Genomic DNA, 19,249 nt, shown 5'->3' with positions numbered 1-19,249 from the left:
TGCGGTCCACCTCGCTTCTAATCATGCCCGTTTCACCGGCGCCGGTGAGTGCTAAAGCGCAGGCGCTCGGTGGCCGAAGCCTTTTCTTCCCGGATGGCGCGTCCGGTCAGGTTCAGGAAGACGTCGTCCAGGGTGGGGCGTCGCAAGTATATGCTTCGTATCTGCAGGCCCAGATCGGAGGCTAGCTGGGGAATAAAGCTGGCTCCGTCGCTCACCTGGAAGCACAGCCCCTCAGTGGTAGATTTTATCTCTAAGCCGTAACGCTCCTTCAGTATGGGAAGTAGATCGACTCCCTCGGCGGGTACCAGGGTGATCATATCTCCACCCAGTTGTTGCTTAAGATTTTCCGGCGTGTCTAGGGCTTTAATGCGGCCGAAGTCGATGATGGCGATGCGGCTACAATTCTCCGCTTCATCCATGTAATGGGTGGTCATAAAGATGGTGATTTGCTTTTCCTGGCGCAAGAGTTTGATGTACTCCCAGATGGCGGCCCGGGTCTGAGGGTCCAGCCCCACCGTGGGCTCGTCCAGGAAGAGAAGACGAGGGTGGTGCATGAGGCCCCGGGCTATCTCCAGCCGGCGGCGCATCCCTCCGGAGAAACTGCGCACGACCTCTTTTTTCCAAGCGGACAGATCCACCATCTCCAGAACCTCATCCATCTGCCGCTTAATTTCTTGTCGGGGTAGACCGTAGAGCAGGCCGTGCAGGTAGAGGTTCTCGGCGGCGGTCAGGCGGTCATCCAGTGAGTTATCCTGGAAAACGATACCTATATGCCGGCGCACTTGCTCGGCCTGGCGCACCACGTCGTAGCCGGCGATGCGGGCCACTCCTCCACTAGGCGGCAGCAGGGTGCAAAGTATTTTGATGGTGGTGGACTTGCCAGCTCCGTTGGGGCCCAGAAAGCCGAAGATTTCTCCTTCCTCCACGGTGAACGAAACCCCGTCCACCGCTCTCACCTTGTCATAGTCTTTAACCAGGTCCCAGACTTCGATGATCGGCGCCACTTAACTCGCCTCTTTGCCCATTGATTAAATTAATTAAGTATCTCCCTCCAATTATAAAAAGCTTGCCTTTGGGCGTCAAGATGGCTTATAATTAAGCCGCAAGGCGGCATAGCCAAGCGGTAAGGCAACGGCCTGCAAAGCCGTGACTCCCCGGTTCGAATCCGGGTGCCGCCTCCAGGGGAAAAAGACAGGGGCTGGGTCTAAAGTGAAAAACCCAGCCCTATTTTTTATCGTTTCCGCGCCTCTCGAAGCCGCAGGCGCGAGCCAAGAGTTCCACCGTGTGCCAAACCACCTGCGGCATACCCTTTTGGGTGATACCGTCCAGAAGTTGCATCCGGCAGGCGGGACACCCGGTTAGCACCACCTGGGCATCGGTGTTGGCTATATCTTCTAGTTTGTAAGATAAGATGCGGCGGGAAAGGGGGTAGTGGGTGAGGGAGAAGGCCCCGGCGTTGCCGCAACAACGCTCTGGTTCCCGCAAAGGGCGGTATAGCAGGCCCGGGATTTTGCTCAGGAGCTCCAGCGGCTCTTCTTTCACTCCCAGCCCTCGTCCCAGGTGGCAGGGATGGTGGTAGGTGACGGTCAGGTTAAGGGGGCGGATGAGCTCCTGATTTAACGGCAGCCGATGGAGAAAACGAGCTATGTCAACGGAGCGGCGCGCCAGTGAACTCGCCTTCTCTCCGTAGTTGGGATCGTCTCGCAATAGTTGAGGGTAAAAGAGCTGCCAGGCTTCGCCGCAGGTGCCGCAAAGGGTGAGGATGGCATCGACCTCCAGCGAGGAGAAAAGCTTCACGTGTGAGCGGGCCATTTCCCGCGCGGCTTCCATCTCGCCCCCGTAAATTAGCGGTGCACCGCAGCAGTGCTGGCCCGGCGGTATGAGGACTTCAACCCGGTGGCGTTGTAAGAGGTAAAGGGCGGCCAGCCCGATGCTGGGGAAGAGGTAATTGATAAGGCAACCGGCAAAAAGGGCTACCCTGGCTACCGGCCGATCCACCGGCTGCTGTTCCGGTACCGAGTCGAGCAGGCTGCGAGGGGCCAGAGCTGGAAATACGCGCTGCTTATCTAGCCCCAGGGGGAAGCGGGGCTGCATCCGCTCCCCTGGCAAGGAGCGGAAAGCTAACTTTTGTAGGCGAGAGGCGATTTGAGTTCCCCGGCGCAGGGTGGGCGGGTGGCGCAGGATAAAGTAAAGCGCACGCTTCACTGGCGGCGGTTGGCGCTTTTTCGCCAGGATTTCGCGAGAGGCTAGGATGATTTCTCCCACTTTAACGCCGCTGGGACATACCGATTCGCAAGCCAGACAGGTCAGGCAAAGGTCGAAGCGTTCGGCCATGGCCGGAGTGGGGGGGAGTTCCTGACGGAGTAAAGCGTGGGCCAGGCGGATTTTGCCCCGCGCGGTTGCCGACTCTAATTTCAACTCCTGGTAAATGGGACATACAGCTTGGCAGTTACCGCACTTCATGCACTTTATCAGTGTTTCCTCCAGTGCGGACTGTTTTTCCAGGGCCCGCGTCAATTTGCTTCCCCTCCTTCCTGGGGGACAAGCTTGTCCGGGTTGAGAAGGTAGTCCGGGTCTAACGCTCGTTTGATTTGTCGTAGCACCCAGAGGCCCGTTTCTCCCATTTCCCAGGGCAGGAATCGTTGCTTGGCGATGCCGATACCATGCTCGCCGGTGAGCGTTCCTCCCAGAGAGAGGGCCACGCGGAAGATCTCTTCCACCGCGCTTCGCACCCGTTGCATTTCTTCCGGGTCGCGGGCATCCGCCAGAATGGTGGGGTGGAGGTTGCCATCGCCAGCGTGCCCAAAGGTGCCGATGGTGAGCCGGTACTTGCAGGCTATTTCTTCTATGGACAAGAGCATGGTGGTTATTTCGCTGCGGGGCACGGTGGCGTCTTCCAGGATAGTGGTGGGCTTGACTCGGGCCAAGGCCGGCAACGCCGCTCTTCTAGCCGCTAATAGCTTCTCCCGTTGGACATCGTCGGCAGCAGTTTGGAGCCAGCCCCCGTTGCGGAGCACAATTTCGCGTACCGTTTCCGCCTCCCTTTGCACTACTTCCGGTATCCCATCTATCTCGATTAGCAAAAGCGCTGCCACATCGGTGGGCAAGCCGATGCGGGCATAGCTCTCCACCACTTCCACTGTTACCCGATCCATGATTTCTAAAGTGGCCGGGATCACCTTGTGCTGGATGATATGGGTCACGGTATTGCCGGCATCGGCTAACTGCGCGAACCCGGCCAGCATGGTTTCTCGGCAGGGGGGAGCGGGGATAAGGCGCACGGTGATCTCGGTGATAACCCCCAGCGTTCCTTCGGAGCCAGTGAAAAGTCGCACTAGGTCGTACCCAGTGACGTTTTTTACCGTCTTACCGCCGCACCGTAGAACCTCGCCGTTGGCCAGTACCACCTCCAGCCCCATGACGTAGTTTCGGGTTACCCCGTACTTTAGACCACGGAGTCCACCGGAGCACTCGGCTACGCTTCCTCCCATGGTGGCGGTGGCCACTGTACCTGGATCAGGAGGATAGATAAGCCCGTGGGGTGCGACTGCCTGATTGAGTTCCTGGATAATTACCCCAGGCTGTACCGTGGCAGTGAGGTTGACCGGGTCTATCTCCAGGATGCGGTTCATCTTTACGGTGCAGAGCACTATGCCACCGCGAAGCGGGACGGTACCTCCGCTGAGATTGGTACCCGCTCCACGCGGATACACCGGCAGGCGGAAGCGCCGGGCAATTTTTAGCACTTGCGCTACCTGCTCGGTGGTCTGCGGCGTTACCACTACGTCTGGTTTCCCTTCGGGTAGATCGGGAGTGGCGTCGTAACCGTAGCATAGGAGCTCCTCCGGGTCGGTAACGACATTGGTTTCTCCTAACTCCTGGCGCAGCGCAGCCAGGGCCAGTTGCTTATTCATGTTTTCCCCCGCCCTTTGGTTAAGTTATCTGGTGGTATGACCACTATAGATCTCTTCGATTTCCCCTCGCCTTTTTCCTGCCGTCCCTGACCCTTGTGGTATAATCTAATCAGTTATTAGCAAAATTAACAAGGAGAAAGGCGAGGTTTATGAAGGGTTTTAAGCCAGTGAAAACCAGGCGTACTTCAGAAAGTATCCTGGAGCAGATAAAGACGCTAATTCTAGAAGGGCAATTGGTTCCAGGTGATAAGCTTTTGACCGAACGGGAACTCTCCGAAAAACTCCAGGTGAGCCGGGCTTCGGTACGGGAAGCTTTATCCGCTCTTAACCTGGCCGGTATTCTGGAGATTAAGCATGGGGAAGGAATATACATCAAGCGCCCGGAGGCCAATGCGGTGATCGAACCGCTGGTCTTTATCCTGCTGCTGGAGAAGGATAAGGTGCAGAACATTCTGGAAGTGCGTAAGGCTCTGGAGGTAGAGGCAGCGGGCTTGGCAGCTGAGCGCTGTTCGCCGGAGCTCCTGCGGGAATTGGAACAAATTATCGAAGAAATGGAGGTTATTCTGCCCCAGGGTGAGGGGGAAAAGGCGGCGCAGTTGGATCTCCGCTTTCATTTGACCCTGGTTCGAGCTAGCGGCAACCCCTTAATCGGCAGCTTGATGAGCACTATCCAGGAGATCATCGGCCAGACGTTGCGCGTCACTCGGGCTCTTTGGCTTTCAGCCACGGCTGGCACTACGCAGCGTCTCTTCGAAGAGCACCGGGAGATCTTTTTAGCTGTAGCTGCCCATGACAAAGTGCGCGCCCGCGATCTCATGTATCAGCACTTGTGGAAGGTAGAGGTAGAGCTGACCCGTCTTCTACGCCACTCCTAAAGCTGACCTTTCCTAAGTCTTCTCTTTCTTTAAATCTCCTCTAAAAAATAGCTCTGGCGAAGAGGATTCTGCTCCTGCTTGTCGAAGGATGTAGTGGTCAGATCACTTAGCCATATGATGACCGAACTTTGGCATTAATTGGGGGTGAAAGCTAATCTAACTATTCGCTATTCGCTGGCTGGGGTTTTGAAAAGGGTTAACGCGAGTTAGAGAAGGAAGGAGGAACTACAGGGTGACCTGGACGCAGGTGATTAATCCCCTGGGGAATCTTTGGTTGTCGGCTCTGGTCGATGCTTTGCCTATCATTTTTCTTTTTTGCGCTCTGGCCTTCTGGCGGGTGAAGGGGCATGTAGCCGGATTGATCACCTTACTGCTGGCGATTTTGCTGGCTTTATGGTTTCACGGGATGCCGGGGTATATGGTGGGGTTGACGGCGCTTTACGGTGTTCTGACCGGTCTTTTCCCCATCGGCTGGATCGTGATCACGGCGGTGTTCCTGTATAATTTGACGGTGAAAACCGGTCAGTTCGAGATCATCCGCAGTTCTATCGCCAGCATTACGGAAGATCGACGCCTGCAAGCGCTTCTTATCGCCTTTTCCTTCGGCGCTTTTTTGGAAGGATCAGCCGGCTTCGGCACGCCGGTAGCCATCACCGCGGCCATGCTGGCCGGATTAGGTTTCAATCCCCTTTACGCCGCGGGTATCTGCCTCATCGCCAATACGGCTCCAGTGGCTTTCGGAGCCATTGGTATCCCTATTATCACCGCCGGAGCGGTTACCGGGATCGATGAGATGTCGATTAGCCAAATGGTGGGGCGGCAATTGCCCTTGCTTTCGGTTTTCCTCCCCTTCTGGTTGGTCTTTATCATGGCTGGCTGGCGCAAATCGCTAGAGGTGTGGCCGGCCATTTTGGTGAGCGGGCTCTCTTTTGCTCTTACTCAGTGGTTCACTTCCAACTACATGACTCCTATGCTGCCGGACATCGCTTCGGCGCTGGTCTCCATAGTGGCTTTGGTGGTTCTGCTCCGGTTTTGGCAGCCCCGGACGGTGTGGAGGTTCCCGGACGAGCCCCCAGCGCTTCTATCACGCGCGCGCTATTCGGCAGGCGAGGTCTTTCGCGCCTGGTTTCCTTTCATCGTGCTGACCATCCTTATCAGTGACTGGGGCTTAAAGCCGGTGAAGGCTTTGCTGGACAAGGTCACACTCAAAATCGTTTTTACCGGTCTGGACAAAGCTATCATTGCTGGCGGCAAGCCCCTGGCGGTGGTTTACAATTTTAACTGGCTCTCCGCGGGGGGCACCGCTATTTTGCTCACCAGCATTGTGAGTGCCATTGTCCTGCGAGTGGGTGTGGGGCAATTTGTGGAGGTTTTAGTCAAGACGTTAAAGGATCTGCGTTTCGCTCTGTTGACTATTGCCGCGGTTCTCGGATTTGCCTTTGTGGCCAATTGGTCTGGCATGACTCCCACTCTGGGACGCGCCTTCACGGTGACCGGGATGGCGTTCCCTTTGATGTCGGCTTTCCTGGGCTGGCTGGGGGTGGTGATTACTGGCAGCGATACTTCATCCAGCGCGCTTTTTTGTAAGATGCAACAGATAACCGCGGAAGGGTTGGGGATCAACCCGGTGCTTACTATTGCCACCAATAGCAGCGGCGGGGTGGCAGGAAAGATGATCTCGTTGCAAAACCTCGCGGTAGGCACCGGTGCCACGGGGTTGATCGGCAAGGAGAGCGATCTCTTCCGCTTCTGCATACTGCATAGCGTTCTCTTCGCCGCGGTCATCGGGGCCATCGCTACCTTACAGGCCTACTTCTTCCCAGGGGTGATTCCACCACCGCTGCCGGCAGCTAAGGCGGCGGATACGGTGCGAACCCTGTCGCAGGGGTGGGTCTTACTGACGGGTTCTTTCTTGCTTATTCTGGGGTTAGGGATAGGGGCTTATCGCCAAGCGAGATAGATGTTTGAGGGAGGGAGCGCCTTGAAGATTGAGGCGGAGCTCGTGGAAACCTTTTCGGCTCAGGCGCGCGCTTTAGGGGCGGAGGTGTTTTACGCCGCTTATCCGGAAGCTGCTCGGCTCCAGGTGGGGGAATTGATACGGTCTAACGGCATCCAGCGGGTGGCCTTGCCTTCCTCCCCAGAGCTCCTGGCACTGGATTTGCGCTCGGCAATCGTGGAAACGGGAGCCGAAGTAACCACGGGCACCCGGAGGGAGCAGGCGGAGCGGGCCGAGTTGGGCATCACCTGGAGCGAGTTGGCAGTGGCTGCAACCGGAACCTTAATCCACGATGCTACGGCGCTGGAGGCAAGATTGTTTTCCATGCTCCCTCCCATGCATTTAGCTCTGGTGCCCTTGCGAGGGCTAGTAGCTTCGCTGGAGGAAGCGCTGGCCTACTGGTCAGCGCGGGGAGAGTTCCCCGGTTACCTGGCCATGATTTCTGGGCCCAGTCGCACGGCGGATATCGAGCGGGTGCTCACCATCGGGGTTCATGGTCCGAGACGTTTGCTGGTGATGTTATTGGGGGAGGAGAGAGCATGAGCCTGCGGAAAGAAGTTGATAAAGCTCTGGCTAACCGCCGCGTGAGCTGGGCCCTTACTCGTTTTGCCGACAGCTACGTTCCAGCGCGTGAGAGGGCGTACGCCGGCAGAGATTTTCTAGCTCTGCGCCAGCAGGTAGCCGAAATTAAAGCAGAGTCCATCGCCCGCATGGAGGAGCTGGCGGAAGCTTTTACCCGGGAAGCGACTCGCAGGGGAGCGGTGGTTTTCCGAGCAGCTGGTGCCTCGGAGGCTCGGGCCTATATTGCCGAATTGGCCCGCTCCCGGGGCATAACGACGGTGGTGAAATCCAAGTCGATGGCTTCGGAGGAGATCCACCTCAATTCCTACTTGCAGGCTCAGGGCCTGGACGTGGTGGAGACCGATTTGGGGGAGTGGATCATCCAGCTTTCCGGCCAGCGCCCTTCTCACCTGGTGATGCCGGCCATTCACATGAGCCGCCAGGAGGTGGCCGAGCTCTTCAGCCGGCAGGCGGGCCAGGAGCTGGAGCCGGAAGTGGCTCAGCTGGTGCAGTTCGCCCGGGCGCAACTGCGCCAGAAGTTCTTAGGAGCTTGGATGGGAGTATCTGGAGCTAATCTGGCGGTAGCGGAAACGGGCACCGTGGTGATTCTCACCAACGAGGGCAACGGGCGCTTGACCACCACCTTGCCACCAGTGCATGTGGTGGTGGTAGGGTTGGAGAAATTGGTGCCGCGACTGGCCGATATAGTGCCCGTGCTGGAGGTGCTACCTCGCAGCGCCACCGCTCAGAACCTCACCAGCTACGTGACTTTGATCACCGGTACTGTTCCCGCCGAGGATCCTGAGGGCAACTATCACCTCCAGAAAGAACTGCATATCGTGCTGCTTGACAACGGGAGGAGCCGCATGGCCGCCGATCCCGTCTTCCGGGAAGCGTTGCGGTGCGTCCGTTGCGCCGCTTGCCTCAACGTTTGCCCGGTTTACCAGCAGGTAGGGGGGTTTTCGGTTCGGTTTACACCGGCGGTATAGGCGTGCTTCTGACTGCCTTCTTCACCAGCTGGGAAGAAGCGACGCGCCTGCAGGATCTCTGCCTAGGCTGCCAGCGCTGTAAAGAATACTGCTCGGCTGGCATTGATCTTCCTGCCCTCATCCAAGAACTTCGGCGGCGGGCAGTGGCGGAGAAGGGACTCGGCACGGGCACGAGGTTGGTGGTAGATGGCCTTCTGCCCCGCCCGCGTCTTTTGCACGCGTCGGTTAAGGTGGCTGCGCGTTTGCAGCGTCCCTGGGTGAGGGAGGGCAGGATCGATCGTGTCCCCTTTTTCACCGCGCTGGCCCGGGGGCGCTCGCTTCCGCCGCTGGCTTCGCTTCCCTTCCGGGAGCGGGTTCGCTCTCTTTCCCGTCCCGCCAGCTCTCGGGGCCGCGTGCTCTTTTTTTCTGGTTGCCTGATCGATTATATTTTTCCCGAATTAGGGGAGGCGGTGGCCCGGGTGCTAGCGGCCATGGGCTGGGAATTAATCCATCCGGAGGAGCAGGGCTGTTGCGGTTTTCCCGCTTGGCAAAGCGGCCGTCCGGAAGGTCTAATCCGTCTAGCCCGCTATCACCTCCGGCTTTTCGCTGCTTTTCCCACCGAGCCGGTGCTCACCGCTTGTCCCACCTGCGCCGTGGCTTTGCGACAACTGTATCCCCAAGTCCTGCAGGGAGAAGAGCGTATCCGTGCTCAAGCTTTGGCTGACCGGGTGACCGAATTCTCTTCTTTTGTCTGGGAACACCGAGAGGACTTGCTGCCTCAATTGCTTCCTATGAGAAAGCGGGTGACTTATCACGATTCCTGTCATCTGAAGTTTTCTCTCCGAGCCGAGCGCGCTCCCCGGGAGCTCCTGCGATTGCTGGGATCTGAGCTGGTGGAAACGGAACCGCCGGAGCTCTGTTGCGGTTTCGGCGGCTCTTTTACCTTAAAGCAGCCCGGTCTCTCCCGCGCCATCCTGGACCGTAAGCTCCAGGCTATTGCTGCTAGCCGGGCATCTACGGTGGCGCTAGATTGCCCAGGCTGTTTGTGGCAGATAGGCAGCGCATTCGCTGGCGAAACCAAGCACACGGCCACCATCCTGGCCGAGAACCTCAAATATCCCTCTACTTGAAATTGATAGCGCAGCTATCAGCGCCCGGCGTTGCTTGCCGCCTCCGCAACCGGGCTTGGCGTGCTCCCGCAAGCGAAAGGGACGTCGTGCCCACCCCGCTGAAAAAATCTTGCCGGAGAGCGTACAATTTCAGTAGGTGACGGAGGAGGTTCATGAAGGAGGAGACCTCGCCCCTCACAGACAACTTTCATGGACTGAAAGAAGGAGCGAGGAGGAGCGAGGTCCGATGCAAACCATTTCAAATATTCAACCTCTGGTGGACCAGATCCTTCTTTTTGGAGAAAAAATCAGCGAATTGATCACCGGTTGCCGCGACTTTTACCAACTCGAGAAGGAAGTGCAGAGGCGGTCTTTAGAAATGTCCCTCGGAATTTTCGCCTGGGTTCTGCAAGAGATAGACACCCACCTCATGAACGCGAGGGACAAGCGAGTTTGGGAAGTAGTGGGGTTCAGGGAAAGGACCTTAGTCACCAGCTTTGGAGAACTCAAAGTAAAGAGGCGGCTTTACCGGAACAAGCAAACGGGGGAAGCCAAGTTTCTTCTTGACCAGGCCTTGGGCTGGTCGGAGAGATCCCGGTGCACACCGCGCTTGAAAGAGATGGCGGTGAAGCTAGGGGTGGACATGCCCTTCAGGCGAGCGGCAGAAATTCTAGGCTATCTTGTTCCGGGGATCAGCCCCATGGCGGTGTGGCAGGCCGTGCAGGAAGCAGGAGAAGCGCTCAGGCAGGAAGGAGAGTCCAGGAGAGAAGCCGTTTTTGAGAAGGGAGAGACACCCGGAGGTAAAGAGAAGACCTCCAGGCTTTACATAGAGGCCGACGGGATGGTGATAAGACTCCAGAGGAGCGAAGAGAAAAGGAAAGAGGTAAGACTCTTTGTGGCTTACACGGGCAAAGAGGAAGTTGGAGGTGGACGGAAGGCTTTAAAGGACAAGCTGGTAATGAGCGGTGTAGGCGAAGGGGAGAGGATGTGGGAGGAAGTTTACTCTGGGGTAGCGAGCCGGTGGGACATGGGCCAGGTGAAGGAAATATACCTTGGGAGCGACGGGGCGGAGTGGGCCAAGCAGGGGGTAGATTACTTCCCCGGGGCAGTGCACGTTTTGGATCCTTACCATTTGAACCGGCGGCTCGTAGAGGCATTTTGGCACGACGAGGAGACTTACAACGAAGCCAAGCAGGCCATAGCTTCGAGGGAGTGGGAGAGGGTGGAAGAGGTTCTGAACAAAGCAGTGAGGGGAGTTCGGGGAGTCAGGAAGAAGAGGATAGAGGGGCTTTGGCGCTATTTGAAAGAGAACTGGTCTGGGATAATTACTTCTCCTGGTACTGAGCGGTTGGGGACCATAGAGGGGCAAGTGTGGCACGGGGCAGGGTGGCGGATGAAGAGGATAGGAGCGAGCTGGACGGAGGCAGGAGCAGACAGGATGGCGCGGGTTTTGTCGGCGCGGTCCAACGGGGAGCTAGAGAAGTACACTTCTCGGTGGGAGTTAAGGCTGGCCGGGCAGGAGCATCTGGCCCAGGCGGTGCAGGTGGAGGTGAAGCGGAAGGTAGAGGAAGCGAGGAGTTGGCTTAGAGCAGGGTTGCCGGCACTGAAAGGGCCCTCTGCCGGAGCTCCATGGGTGAAGTATGTGCTGCGGGAGTTGAGCCGGCCTAGCTTTGAGCTAGCTTGAGCCTGGTCGAGGCGGGATTGAGGCGGCGTGGTCTCAAATTCCAGGAAATTTCCTCTCCGAGTTCACCTACTAACTCTTGACGCACACATCTTGCCGTAGGAGGATGGACAATTAACAGCTTTTGGATTATAATTGAAGCGTCTACAATCTAAGCGTGTTTAAAAGAAATTTGCGCCTGAAGGCGTGATGCCGAACCACGAAGGTCGGGAGCGGAGCTCTGGCTTTCGTGGTTTTTGCTTAGGAGGTGATAGGGGAGGGGCGTATAAGCGGTGACGCTGTTGGAGAAAATGGGAATGCTACCACGAAGGAGGGAGGCAAGATGGGCGTGTACATGATTGGGGTGCTGGTAGAGAATCGCAAGGCGCAGTCGATCAAGGTGCAAGAAGTGCTGACCGAGTTCAGCGATAAGATCGTTTGTCGGCACGGGTGTCCCTATCCCAGCCGCGAGAGCGGTCTTATTTCCCTGCTATGCGAAGCTACTGCGGAAGAAGTCAGTAATCTGGTAAATAAGCTCCAATCCATACCCGGAGTCAAGGCTAAGTCAATGGAGCTGGATGTGCCTACCGGGCTCAAGGTTTGTTAACCGTCTTTGGCTTAACACGTCCGGATCTAGAAGGGCCGCGCAGCGCGGCCCTTCCTTTTGGCAGGAGTTCTGCTGCTCCGGGTGGAAAGTATTAATCGCGAAAAGCTATTGCGGTAAAGGAGCGTCGAGAGAACTTTGGCTTTGCAAGAGGTCCGCGTCGCTGTCCTTCCTCACTTGCGCGATCCGGCGGGAGAAGAGCTGCTCCACGAACTCCGCCACGGTCTGGGAATCCATTCGGTGGACTCGGTTCGCACGGCCAAGGTCTACCGCTTGGAGGGGGTAGGGGAAGCGGAGGCCCGGCAGTTGGCCGAGCAATTGCTCTGCGAACCGGTCTTCCAGAGCTACACCCTCAACCAGCCCATTCTTACCGGGGCTGCTCGGCTGGTGGAGGTGGCTTATCATCCAGGAGTGATGAACCCGGAGGCGGCCTCGCTCATGAAGGCGGCTGCCGATTTAGGAGTTGCCGGGTTGCTAGCAGCCGATTCCAGCTGGGAGTACGCTTTTTACGGTGCAATGAGCCAGGAAGAGCTGGAACTGGTGATCCGGCGCTTGCTGGTGAATGATACCATTCAGCGGGTGGTGCATTCTCCTCCTTCCACCCTTAGGCTGGGAAGCGAGCCTGGGCGTACTCAGATCATTCCCCTCCGGGGAATGAGTGATGAGGAGCTCTTGGCCCTCTCCTGCGACCGCCTTTTCCTTAATCTGGAAGAGATGCGCTTAATCCAGAATTACTTTCGCGAAAAGGGCCGCGATCCAACCGATGCCGAGGTGGAGCTCGTGGCTCAAACTTGGTCGGAGCACTGTGCCCACAAGACCTTCAAGGCGCGCATCGCGGTAAACGGGCAAGAGAAGCCTCCTTTCCTCACCCGTTTGCGTCAGGCCACGGCTAAGGTGGGCAGGAATGATCTAGTGCTCTCCGCCTTCGTGGATAACGCCGGGGTTATGGCTTTCTACGAGGATTGGGCGGTGTGCGGCAAGGTGGAGACTCATAACGCCCCCTCGGCTATCGAGCCCTACGGCGGAGCGGCCACTGGTTCAGGAGGGGTTTTCCGCGATGTAATGGGCACGGGGCAGGGTGCCAAGGTGATAGCTTCCACCGATATATTCTGCTTCGCCCCGCCGGATACTCCAGAAGAACAGGTCCCTCCCGGCTGCCTGCACCCTCGCTATCTCCTTCGGCGGGTGGTGGCCGGGGTACGCGATTACGGCAACCGGATGGGAGTTCCCACCAACAACGGCTCCGTTCATTTCCATCCCGACTTCCGGGCCAAGCCCACGGTAATTGTGGGCGCGTACGGCCTCCTACCGGCCGAGCGGGCGGCTAAGGGCCAACCGCTTCCTGGCGATGTCATTCTGCTGGTGGGAGGACGAACGGGGCGCGACGGCATACACGGTGCCACTTTCTCCAGCGCTGCCATGACCGATCGCACGCTGGAGGTGCACGCGCAGGCGGTGCAAATCGGCCACCCTATCGAGGAGAAACGCATGGCTGACGCCTTGCTGGCAGCTCGGGACCAGGGGCTAATCCGGGCTATAACCGATTGCGGAGCGGGGGGGCTGGCTTCGGCGGTGGGAGAGATGGGTGCGGATACCGGTGCCTGTTTGTATCTGGATCGGGTGCCGCTGAAATATTCCGGCCTGGCCCCCTGGGAAATTTTGTTGTCCGAGAGCCAGGAGCGCATGGTGGTGGCCACTGCTCCTGACCAAGTCGAGCACTTCGTGAAAATCTGTCAGGATTTCAATGTGGAGGCTTCGGTAATCGGGCATTTTACTTCGGATCGGCGCTTCCTCGTTTTTTACGGTGAGGAGCGGGTGGTAGAGATGGAAATGGAGTTTCTCCACCACGGATTGCCGCCACGGACACTTTCTTGCCAGTGGGTTCCCGGGATGAGGGGCATTCAATGGGCCTTTCCACCGCTGGAGTGGGATGGGGAGTGGCTGGCCCGCGTGCTGAGCCACCTCAACGTTTGTTCTAAAGAGCCTATTGTCCGGATGTACGATCACGGGGTGCAGGGAACCAACGCCCTTCCCCCGTACGGCGGAGTGGGCGGAAGCGGTCCTAATGACGCCGTGGTGCTAACTCCTGTTCTGGGCCGCCCCTACGCCCTAATTATCTCCCATGGGCTAAACCCGATCCTTAACCGCTTGGATCCTTATTGGGGCACCATATGGGCGGCGACGGAGGCAGTGGCTAACGCTGTGGCCGTGGGAGCCGACCCCAGCGAGCTCTGCCTGATCGATAACTTTATTTGGCCTGTGCCCGAGGGGGAATTTCTGGCTCAACTCGACCGGGCGGTTGATGCCTGCGTAGATTTCAGCTTGCGTTTGGGGCTTCCCTTCATTTCCGGTAAGGACAGCCTTTCTAGCACTTATCGCGGCGATAAAGTGGTCATACATATTCCTCCGGTGGTATGCATCTCGGCCTTCGGTCGCCTGCCCGATGTGAGGCGAACGGTGTCGAGTGACTTCAAGGGCGAGGGGCACACACTGCTTTTGGTGGGGTCCCGCCACGAGGAAGAGATGGGGGGGTCGGTGTACAGCGAGCTCCGCGGGCTTCCTTCTTCTCGCTTGCCTCGCATCGATCTGAGCCGGTTGCCCTTGGTTTTGCGCCGGGTGCACGAGGCCATCGCGGCCGGAGTCGTGCTGGCAGCGCACGATGTAAGCGAAGGTGGGCTCTGGGCCACGGTGGCCGAGATGGCCTTCGGCTCCGGGTTGGGGGCGGAACTCTTCCTTCCTCCGACTTCCCGGCCCGACTTTTTCCTGTTTAACGAGACGGCGGGTTGCTTTGTGCTGGAACTCCGGGAGGGAGCGGTGCCCGAGGATTGGTTCGATGGGGTACCCTTTCAAGTGCTGGGGCGTACCTGGAGTCGGGCGGTATTGGCGGCTCGCCAGGGGGAGAAAACCATTTTCGAAGTGGCATTAGAACAATTGCGGGCGGCATATCAGGCGCCGCTCAAGGAGGTTTTCGGTTAAGGTGCGGGTGCCGGTGTTGATTTTGCGGACGGACGGAACCAATTGCGACGCAGAGACGGCTTACGCCCTGGAACTAGCGGGAGCTCAACCCCACCTGGTGCATATGAACCAGTTGCGGCGTCGGGAGCGAAGACTCACCGATTACCCTCTGATGGTGATTCCGGGGGGTTTCACTTATGGCGATGACATAGCGGCCGGCAAAATCCTGGCAGTGGAGCTCACTTCTTTTTTGCGGGAAGAAATCGAAGCTTTCTTGGCTCGCGACGGTCTGGTGCTGGGTATATGCAACGGTTTTCAAGTGCTGGTACGCACCGGCTTGCTACCCTTTGGGACTCTGGGGAAGATGCAGGCGGTACTTATGCCCAATACTAGGGGACGCTTTGAATGCCGCTGGGTGCGGCTGAGGGTGGAGAGAAGTCCTTCGTTATTCACGCGGGACTGGGGGGAAGAGACGGTGGAATGGCAGGCGGCGCACGGGGAGGGGTGTTTTTACGCTTCCGAGGCCACTCTTACCGCCATAGAGGCGCAAGGCTTAGTAGCTTTCCGCTACGTGGACCCGGAAGGGCAGCCCACGCAAGCCTACCCCTACAATCCCAACGGCTCTCTCCACGCCATAGCAGGCGTTACCGATCCCTCGGGGAGAATTCTGGGCCTTATGCCCCACCCGGAGCGCCTGGTGCTTCCCTCCCAGCACCCTAATTGGCGTCGTGGCCCCGTTTCTCCCACCGGCATCCAACTCTTTCGCAACGCCCTGCGCGTGCTCAGGGGGTGAGTTCTCTGCGCGCTGCCGTCTTGGGAGGAGGTAGCTGGGGAACAGCACTAGCTTATCTCCTGGCCCGCAAAGGCTACCGGGTAAATCTATGGGTCCGGCGCAAGGAAGAGGCGGAGGAGCTCAACCGGTGTCGGGAGAATTTGCGCTACTTGCCAGGGGTATGCCTGCCGGAAAAAGTGGTGGCTACAGCTTCTCTGGAAGACTCCCTCCAAGGGGTAGAGGTAGTGATCTGTGCCGTACCTTCCCACGCCTTCCGGGAGGTGCTACGGGCAGCCTGGCCTGTCTTCCCTTCTGGTGCCTATGTGATCAACGGAGCCAAAGGGCTGGAGCTGGAAACGCGCCTGCGCTTATCCCAGGTTTTCGCCACCGAAGCTGGCGAAGAGGCATTGGAACGCTACGTGGCTCTTTCCGGACCCAGCCACGCCGAAGAGGTGGCCCGGGAGCAACCCACGGCGGTGGTGGTGGCTTCTCATCGCTGGGAAGCAGCCGAATGGGCTCAAGAGCTGCTGATGTGTTCCTTCTTCCGCGTCTACACCAACCCTGACCTGGTGGGAGTGGAGTTGGGGGGAGCGTTGAAAAATATTATCGCCTTGGGGACGGGTATCTGCGAGGGGATAGGTTTTGGTGATAACGCCAAAGCGGCTTTGATGACCCGGGGGCTGACGGAGATAGCCCGGCTGGGTGTGCGGCTGGGAGCTAACCCTTTGACCTTCACCGGGCTGGCGGGGGTGGGGGATTTGATCGTCACCTGCACCAGCCGCCATAGCCGTAACCGCCGAGCGGGATGGGAGATAGGGAAAGGAAAAAGCTTGCAAGAAACTTTGGCCGCGGTGGGTATGGTAGTGGAAGGAGTGCGAACTACCAAGGTAGCCTACACCCTAGCCCAAGAACTCAAGGTGAAAATGCCCATCACTGTCGAAACCTACCGAGTGCTGTTCGAAGGGCTCTCTCCTCTGGAGGCGGCGCGGAACCTCATGCTCCGCGCCCGCACCCGCGAGATAGAAGAAATCGGTTACTGCTGACCTTGCAGTTCCCGGTGCCAGTTGCGGAAAATAGCCACCTTTTCTGGTCCTATGCGGCCCAAATCAGCCTCAATTTCCGCCAGTGTCTTTTCCCGGGTTAAATGTTCTTCTCCCTTGGAGAAGAATTTGTCAGCGTAAGCGATGATCTTTTCTTCCCAACTTTGCGGAACCATATCGCGTGGCGGGAGGGGGAGTTGCCGTTGAATAATTTCTTCCCGGGTGATTCCAACCCCCACGTGCCTCTCGGCCACCAAGGCGTGGCGGGGATAGCCTTCCCGCTCTAAAATTTCCCGGCCCAAATACCCATGGCAGATGTAAGGTTTGGTGCCGTAACAGCCCAGGGAGGGAGCGTTGGTGAGGAAAATGCCGATATCATGCAAGATGGCAGCTTCGTAAATAAAGCGGCGGTCGAGCGCTAAAAGGGGCCAACGGTCAGCCACTTGCAAAGCTTTGCGGGCCACCATGAGGCCGTGGGTCAAAAGCAAGCGATATAGCGGAGTGCAGGGTGGGTAGTATTTCTGGAGTAAGCGGTAAGGATTCACATCCGATGCTCCCTTCTCTTCTTTGTCTTCCATCGTAGCATAGAACGAGCTGTGCTCCCAAAGCAGAAAGGGAGAAAGCGCGCCGGTGTTAGTTAAACGACGGCCGCCAACGGGCAGGTATTGATTCTTTTTCCACATTCCCACTTCACCTTTCGCTGGTCAGCAGCTTTCTTAGTAGCGTCCGGTATAGTGTGTAAAAAGGGTGGTTAGAAGCAGGAAGGGCCACCCTCCCTCTGGTAGATTGAAGAAGTGACACAACCAACACTACCAGGAGGGATTTAGGATGGCCCATTACCAGGTTACCGTAGATGGCGAGGTTCTGCAACAGTTGTTTTCCCGGGACGATGGTCTGGCCCGGTTGATGGAGCAAGTCTTAAATCAGATTCTCGAGGCTCAGGTTACAGAGCAGCTCAAAGCTAAACCATACGAGCGCACAGAGGAAAGACAAGCGTACCGCAACGGCCACCGGGAAAAGCCGCTTGTAACCCGGATCGGACGGCTTGTCCTGGAAGTGCCCCGGATCAGATCCGGCAAATTTTCTACGGAGATGTTTGAGCGTTACCAGCGGAGCGAGCAGGCATTGTTGCTGGCCCTGATGGAGATGGTGGTCAATGGAGTATCAACACGCAAGGTCAGGGCAGTGGTCGAGGAGCTATGCGGCACGGAATTTTCCAAGTCGACGGTATCTGAGCTCTGCAAACGACTTGACCCTTTGGTGAAGGCCTGGAATGAGCGAGATTTAAGCGAAAAGGAGTATCCCTTTATTCTGGTTGATGCTTTGGTCACAAAGGTGCGGAAAGGTGGGCGGGTGAGATCCCAGAGTGTGCTTATAGCTTGCGGGGTTAACCGGGATGGTTACCGGGAAGTTCTAGGGCTGATGATTGGGGACGGCGAATCTGAGGCTACCTGGTCTGAATTCTTCGACTGGTTAAAGAAGCGTGGGCTAAAGGGCGTTGACCTGGTGGTTTCGGACGACCACAAGGGGCTGGTAAACGCCATTATGATCCACTTTCAGGGGGCGAGTTGGCAGCGGTGCCAGACGCATTTTGTCCGCAACATTCTGGAAGCGTGTCCCAAGTCCTGGCAGAAGCAGCTTCATGCTCGCCTTAGACACATTTTTGAAGCGCCGGATATGGATACGGCAAGACTACTTCTGGAGGAGGTGGTGCAGGAGTTTGAGGCCGTAGCGCCTAGGGCAATAGAGAGACTTGAGGCTGGTTTTGAGGATGCCATGGCGGTTATGGCTTTGCCGGAGCCGGTTAGGCGGCGCTTGCGCACGACCAATGCCATGGAACGCCTGAACCGCGAAATTCGCCGGCGGGAGAGGGTAGTAGGAATTTTCCCCAATGAAGAAGCGGCGTTGAGACTGATTGGTGCGGTGCTCATGGAGATAGACGAGGAAAGGTCTACCGGCCACCGCTACCTGGACATGACGGAGTACTGGACATGGAGGCAGGAGCAAGAACGAACAGTTAAAGCCGAAACCAATAAGACCGGGAGAGGGGCGGCTTAACAAGGCTCTAATAAGCCTCAAAGGCTACCAGAGGGGATTTTACACACAAAATTGGACTTGACCCTTTTCTTAGAGTGGGCGCAAGCGTTAAAATGATAAAACCGAGTTTTGCGCTTAGAGCGCAGATCGGAGGGGAGGAAATTGCAGGCGGCGGCAGTAATGCTTAGGGACGTAGCAGTGGTACACCCAGAAGATAAGTTGGTTACCGCTGTCAAGCTCATGATGGCTCGTGGAGTTACCTGTGCAGTGGTGGTGGATGAAGAGGGTATGGTGAGGGGCATTATCACCGATGGCGACATTATGTCCGCTCTTCGCCCTCGCCGCCCTATAATGGTGGATATCTTCCAGTTCGTTTGGACCTTCAGAGAGGAAGGGGGTTGGGAAGAGAAGGTCCGGTTGTTGGAAGAAAAATGCGTAAAAGATTTCATGACCTATCCAGTGATAACGGCCACTGAGACCACCGATCTTGCTGAGCTCGCTCGTTTGATGGTTGAGCGTCACATTCATCAAATTCCCGTGGTGCGAGAGGGACGCCTGGTGGGCCTGGTACGGCGCAGCGATGTGGTACGCGCTGTGGCGCGGGGGCTCCCTTCACCTGATGCCGGCGAGGGTGCCGGCTAGCGTTGAAAAACGGATCGAAAGCCGGGCCTTACCTGGTGCGAGCGGTTATATCTTGAAGGCTTAACTTTTGGGGCGCGGCGTTGCCTGCTGGTAGAAAATCCAGCCCGGAGGCTTCA

Annotated in this window: 16 protein-coding genes and 1 tRNA gene; 13 read left to right on the top strand and 4 right to left on the bottom strand. The window is 57.5% G+C overall.

Going from position 1 to position 19,249, the window contains the following annotated elements; all coding sequences use genetic code 11:
- Positions 1–32: 32 nt before the first annotated feature.
- On the bottom strand, positions 33–1,004 hold the full coding sequence (locus tag ACTLLP_RS05310) for an ATP-binding cassette domain-containing protein (protein ID WP_441057533.1): 972 nt from the start codon (positions 1,002–1,004) through the stop codon (positions 33–35).
- Positions 1,005–1,106: 102 nt separating this feature from the next.
- Between ACTLLP_RS05310 and ACTLLP_RS05305 the strand changes: the two genes are divergently transcribed.
- A tRNA-Cys gene (locus ACTLLP_RS05305) sits at positions 1,107–1,181 on the top strand.
- A gap of 43 nt (positions 1,182–1,224) precedes the next feature.
- Here the strand turns inward: ACTLLP_RS05305 and ACTLLP_RS05300 are convergent.
- Entirely contained in the window at positions 1,225–2,517 is a 1,293-nt protein-coding gene (locus ACTLLP_RS05300) for a (Fe-S)-binding protein (RefSeq protein ID WP_441057530.1), read from the bottom strand.
- Complete coding sequence (locus tag ACTLLP_RS05295) at positions 2,514–3,914, bottom strand: FAD-binding oxidoreductase (RefSeq protein WP_441057527.1); 1,401 nt, start codon at positions 3,912–3,914, stop codon at positions 2,514–2,516. Before ACTLLP_RS05295 ends, ACTLLP_RS05300 begins: the two co-directional genes overlap by 4 nt.
- Positions 3,915–4,063: 149 nt before the next feature.
- Here ACTLLP_RS05295 and ACTLLP_RS05290 point away from each other — a divergent pair, with 149 nt between their 5' ends.
- From ACTLLP_RS05290 to ACTLLP_RS05245, 10 genes are all read left to right on the top strand, one after another.
- Entirely contained in the window at positions 4,064–4,789 is a 726-nt protein-coding gene (locus tag ACTLLP_RS05290) for a FadR/GntR family transcriptional regulator (RefSeq protein ID WP_441057524.1), read from the top strand.
- A gap of 232 nt (positions 4,790–5,021) precedes the next feature.
- Entirely contained in the window at positions 5,022–6,749 is a 1,728-nt protein-coding gene (locus tag ACTLLP_RS05285; protein WP_441057521.1) for an L-lactate permease, read from the top strand.
- A gap of 21 nt (positions 6,750–6,770) precedes the next feature.
- A complete protein-coding gene (locus ACTLLP_RS05280) occupies positions 6,771–7,328 on the top strand; it encodes a LutC/YkgG family protein (protein ID WP_441057518.1) in 558 nt (185 codons plus the stop codon).
- Positions 7,325–8,335: an LUD domain-containing protein gene (locus ACTLLP_RS05275; RefSeq protein ID WP_441057515.1), complete on the top strand. Its 1,011-nt coding sequence runs from the start codon at positions 7,325–7,327 to the stop codon at positions 8,333–8,335. The genes ACTLLP_RS05280 and ACTLLP_RS05275 overlap by 4 nt, the downstream gene beginning before the upstream one ends.
- Positions 8,248–9,444 carry a (Fe-S)-binding protein gene (locus ACTLLP_RS05270; RefSeq protein WP_441057512.1) on the top strand — a complete coding sequence of 399 codons (1,197 nt, stop codon included), beginning with the start codon at positions 8,248–8,250 and terminating at the stop codon, positions 9,442–9,444. Before ACTLLP_RS05275 ends, ACTLLP_RS05270 begins: the two co-directional genes overlap by 88 nt.
- A 235-nt stretch (positions 9,445–9,679) precedes the next feature.
- Positions 9,680–11,107, top strand: coding sequence for an ISLre2 family transposase (locus ACTLLP_RS05265; protein ID WP_441061658.1), 1,428 nt, complete (start codon positions 9,680–9,682; stop codon positions 11,105–11,107).
- 319 nt (positions 11,108–11,426) lie between these two features.
- Complete coding sequence (locus ACTLLP_RS05260; RefSeq protein WP_441057509.1) at positions 11,427–11,690, top strand: TM1266 family iron-only hydrogenase system putative regulator; 264 nt, start codon at positions 11,427–11,429, stop codon at positions 11,688–11,690.
- Between the two features lie 135 nt (positions 11,691–11,825).
- Positions 11,826–14,663: a phosphoribosylformylglycinamidine synthase subunit PurL gene (gene purL, locus ACTLLP_RS05255; RefSeq protein WP_441057506.1), complete on the top strand. Its 2,838-nt coding sequence runs from the start codon at positions 11,826–11,828 to the stop codon at positions 14,661–14,663.
- 1 nt (position 14,664) lies between these two features.
- Positions 14,665–15,435, top strand: a complete 771-nt coding sequence (purQ, locus tag ACTLLP_RS05250; protein ID WP_441057503.1) for a phosphoribosylformylglycinamidine synthase I — start codon at positions 14,665–14,667, stop codon at positions 15,433–15,435.
- A gap of 5 nt (positions 15,436–15,440) precedes the next feature.
- Positions 15,441–16,457 carry an NAD(P)H-dependent glycerol-3-phosphate dehydrogenase gene (locus ACTLLP_RS05245; RefSeq protein WP_441061655.1) on the top strand — a complete coding sequence of 339 codons (1,017 nt, stop codon included), beginning with the start codon at positions 15,441–15,443 and terminating at the stop codon, positions 16,455–16,457.
- On the opposite strand, the gene ACTLLP_RS05240 is transcribed toward ACTLLP_RS05245, so the two are convergent.
- Positions 16,448–17,137 (bottom strand): HD domain-containing protein, encoded by a 690-nt coding sequence (locus ACTLLP_RS05240; RefSeq protein ID WP_441057500.1) that lies wholly within the window; start codon positions 17,135–17,137, stop codon positions 16,448–16,450. The two genes, ACTLLP_RS05245 and ACTLLP_RS05240, sit on opposite strands and share 10 nt — an antisense overlap.
- A gap of 145 nt (positions 17,138–17,282) precedes the next feature.
- On the opposite strand from ACTLLP_RS05240, the gene ACTLLP_RS05235 reads away from it, so the two are divergent.
- Positions 17,283–18,512: an IS256 family transposase gene (locus ACTLLP_RS05235; RefSeq protein WP_441057497.1), complete on the top strand. Its 1,230-nt coding sequence runs from the start codon at positions 17,283–17,285 to the stop codon at positions 18,510–18,512.
- A gap of 159 nt (positions 18,513–18,671) precedes the next feature.
- Positions 18,672–19,133 (top strand): CBS domain-containing protein, encoded by a 462-nt coding sequence (locus ACTLLP_RS05230; RefSeq protein ID WP_441057494.1) that lies wholly within the window; start codon positions 18,672–18,674, stop codon positions 19,131–19,133.
- Positions 19,134–19,249: the final 116 nt, after the last annotated feature.

The organism is Desulfothermobacter acidiphilus (genome assembly GCF_052073645.1).
Taxonomy (GTDB): Bacteria; Bacillota; Desulfotomaculia; order Desulfotomaculales; family Ammonificaceae; genus Desulfothermobacter; species Desulfothermobacter acidiphilus.
The sequence above is the reverse complement of the archived record's forward strand: the minus strand, read 5'-3'. Positions and strand labels throughout refer to the sequence as shown.

What these genes read in the sequence shown, in the direction of transcription:
- ACTLLP_RS05295 (WP_441057527.1), bottom strand. Translation starts at nt 3,914, where the DNA reads ATGAATAAGCAACTGGCCCTGGCTGCGCTGCGCCAGGAGTTAGGAGAA.
- ACTLLP_RS05290 (WP_441057524.1), top strand. Translation starts at nt 4,064, where the DNA reads ATGAAGGGTTTTAAGCCAGTGAAAACCAGGCGTACTTCAGAAAGTATC.
- ACTLLP_RS05275 (WP_441057515.1), top strand. Translation starts at nt 7,325, where the DNA reads ATGAGCCTGCGGAAAGAAGTTGATAAAGCTCTGGCTAACCGCCGCGTG.
- ACTLLP_RS05260 (WP_441057509.1), top strand. Translation starts at nt 11,427, where the DNA reads ATGGGCGTGTACATGATTGGGGTGCTGGTAGAGAATCGCAAGGCGCAG.
- ACTLLP_RS05240 (WP_441057500.1), bottom strand. Translation starts at nt 17,137, where the DNA reads ATGTGGAAAAAGAATCAATACCTGCCCGTTGGCGGCCGTCGTTTAACT.
- ACTLLP_RS05235 (WP_441057497.1), top strand. Translation starts at nt 17,283, where the DNA reads ATGGCCCATTACCAGGTTACCGTAGATGGCGAGGTTCTGCAACAGTTG.
- ACTLLP_RS05230 (WP_441057494.1), top strand. Translation starts at nt 18,672, where the DNA reads ATGCTTAGGGACGTAGCAGTGGTACACCCAGAAGATAAGTTGGTTACC.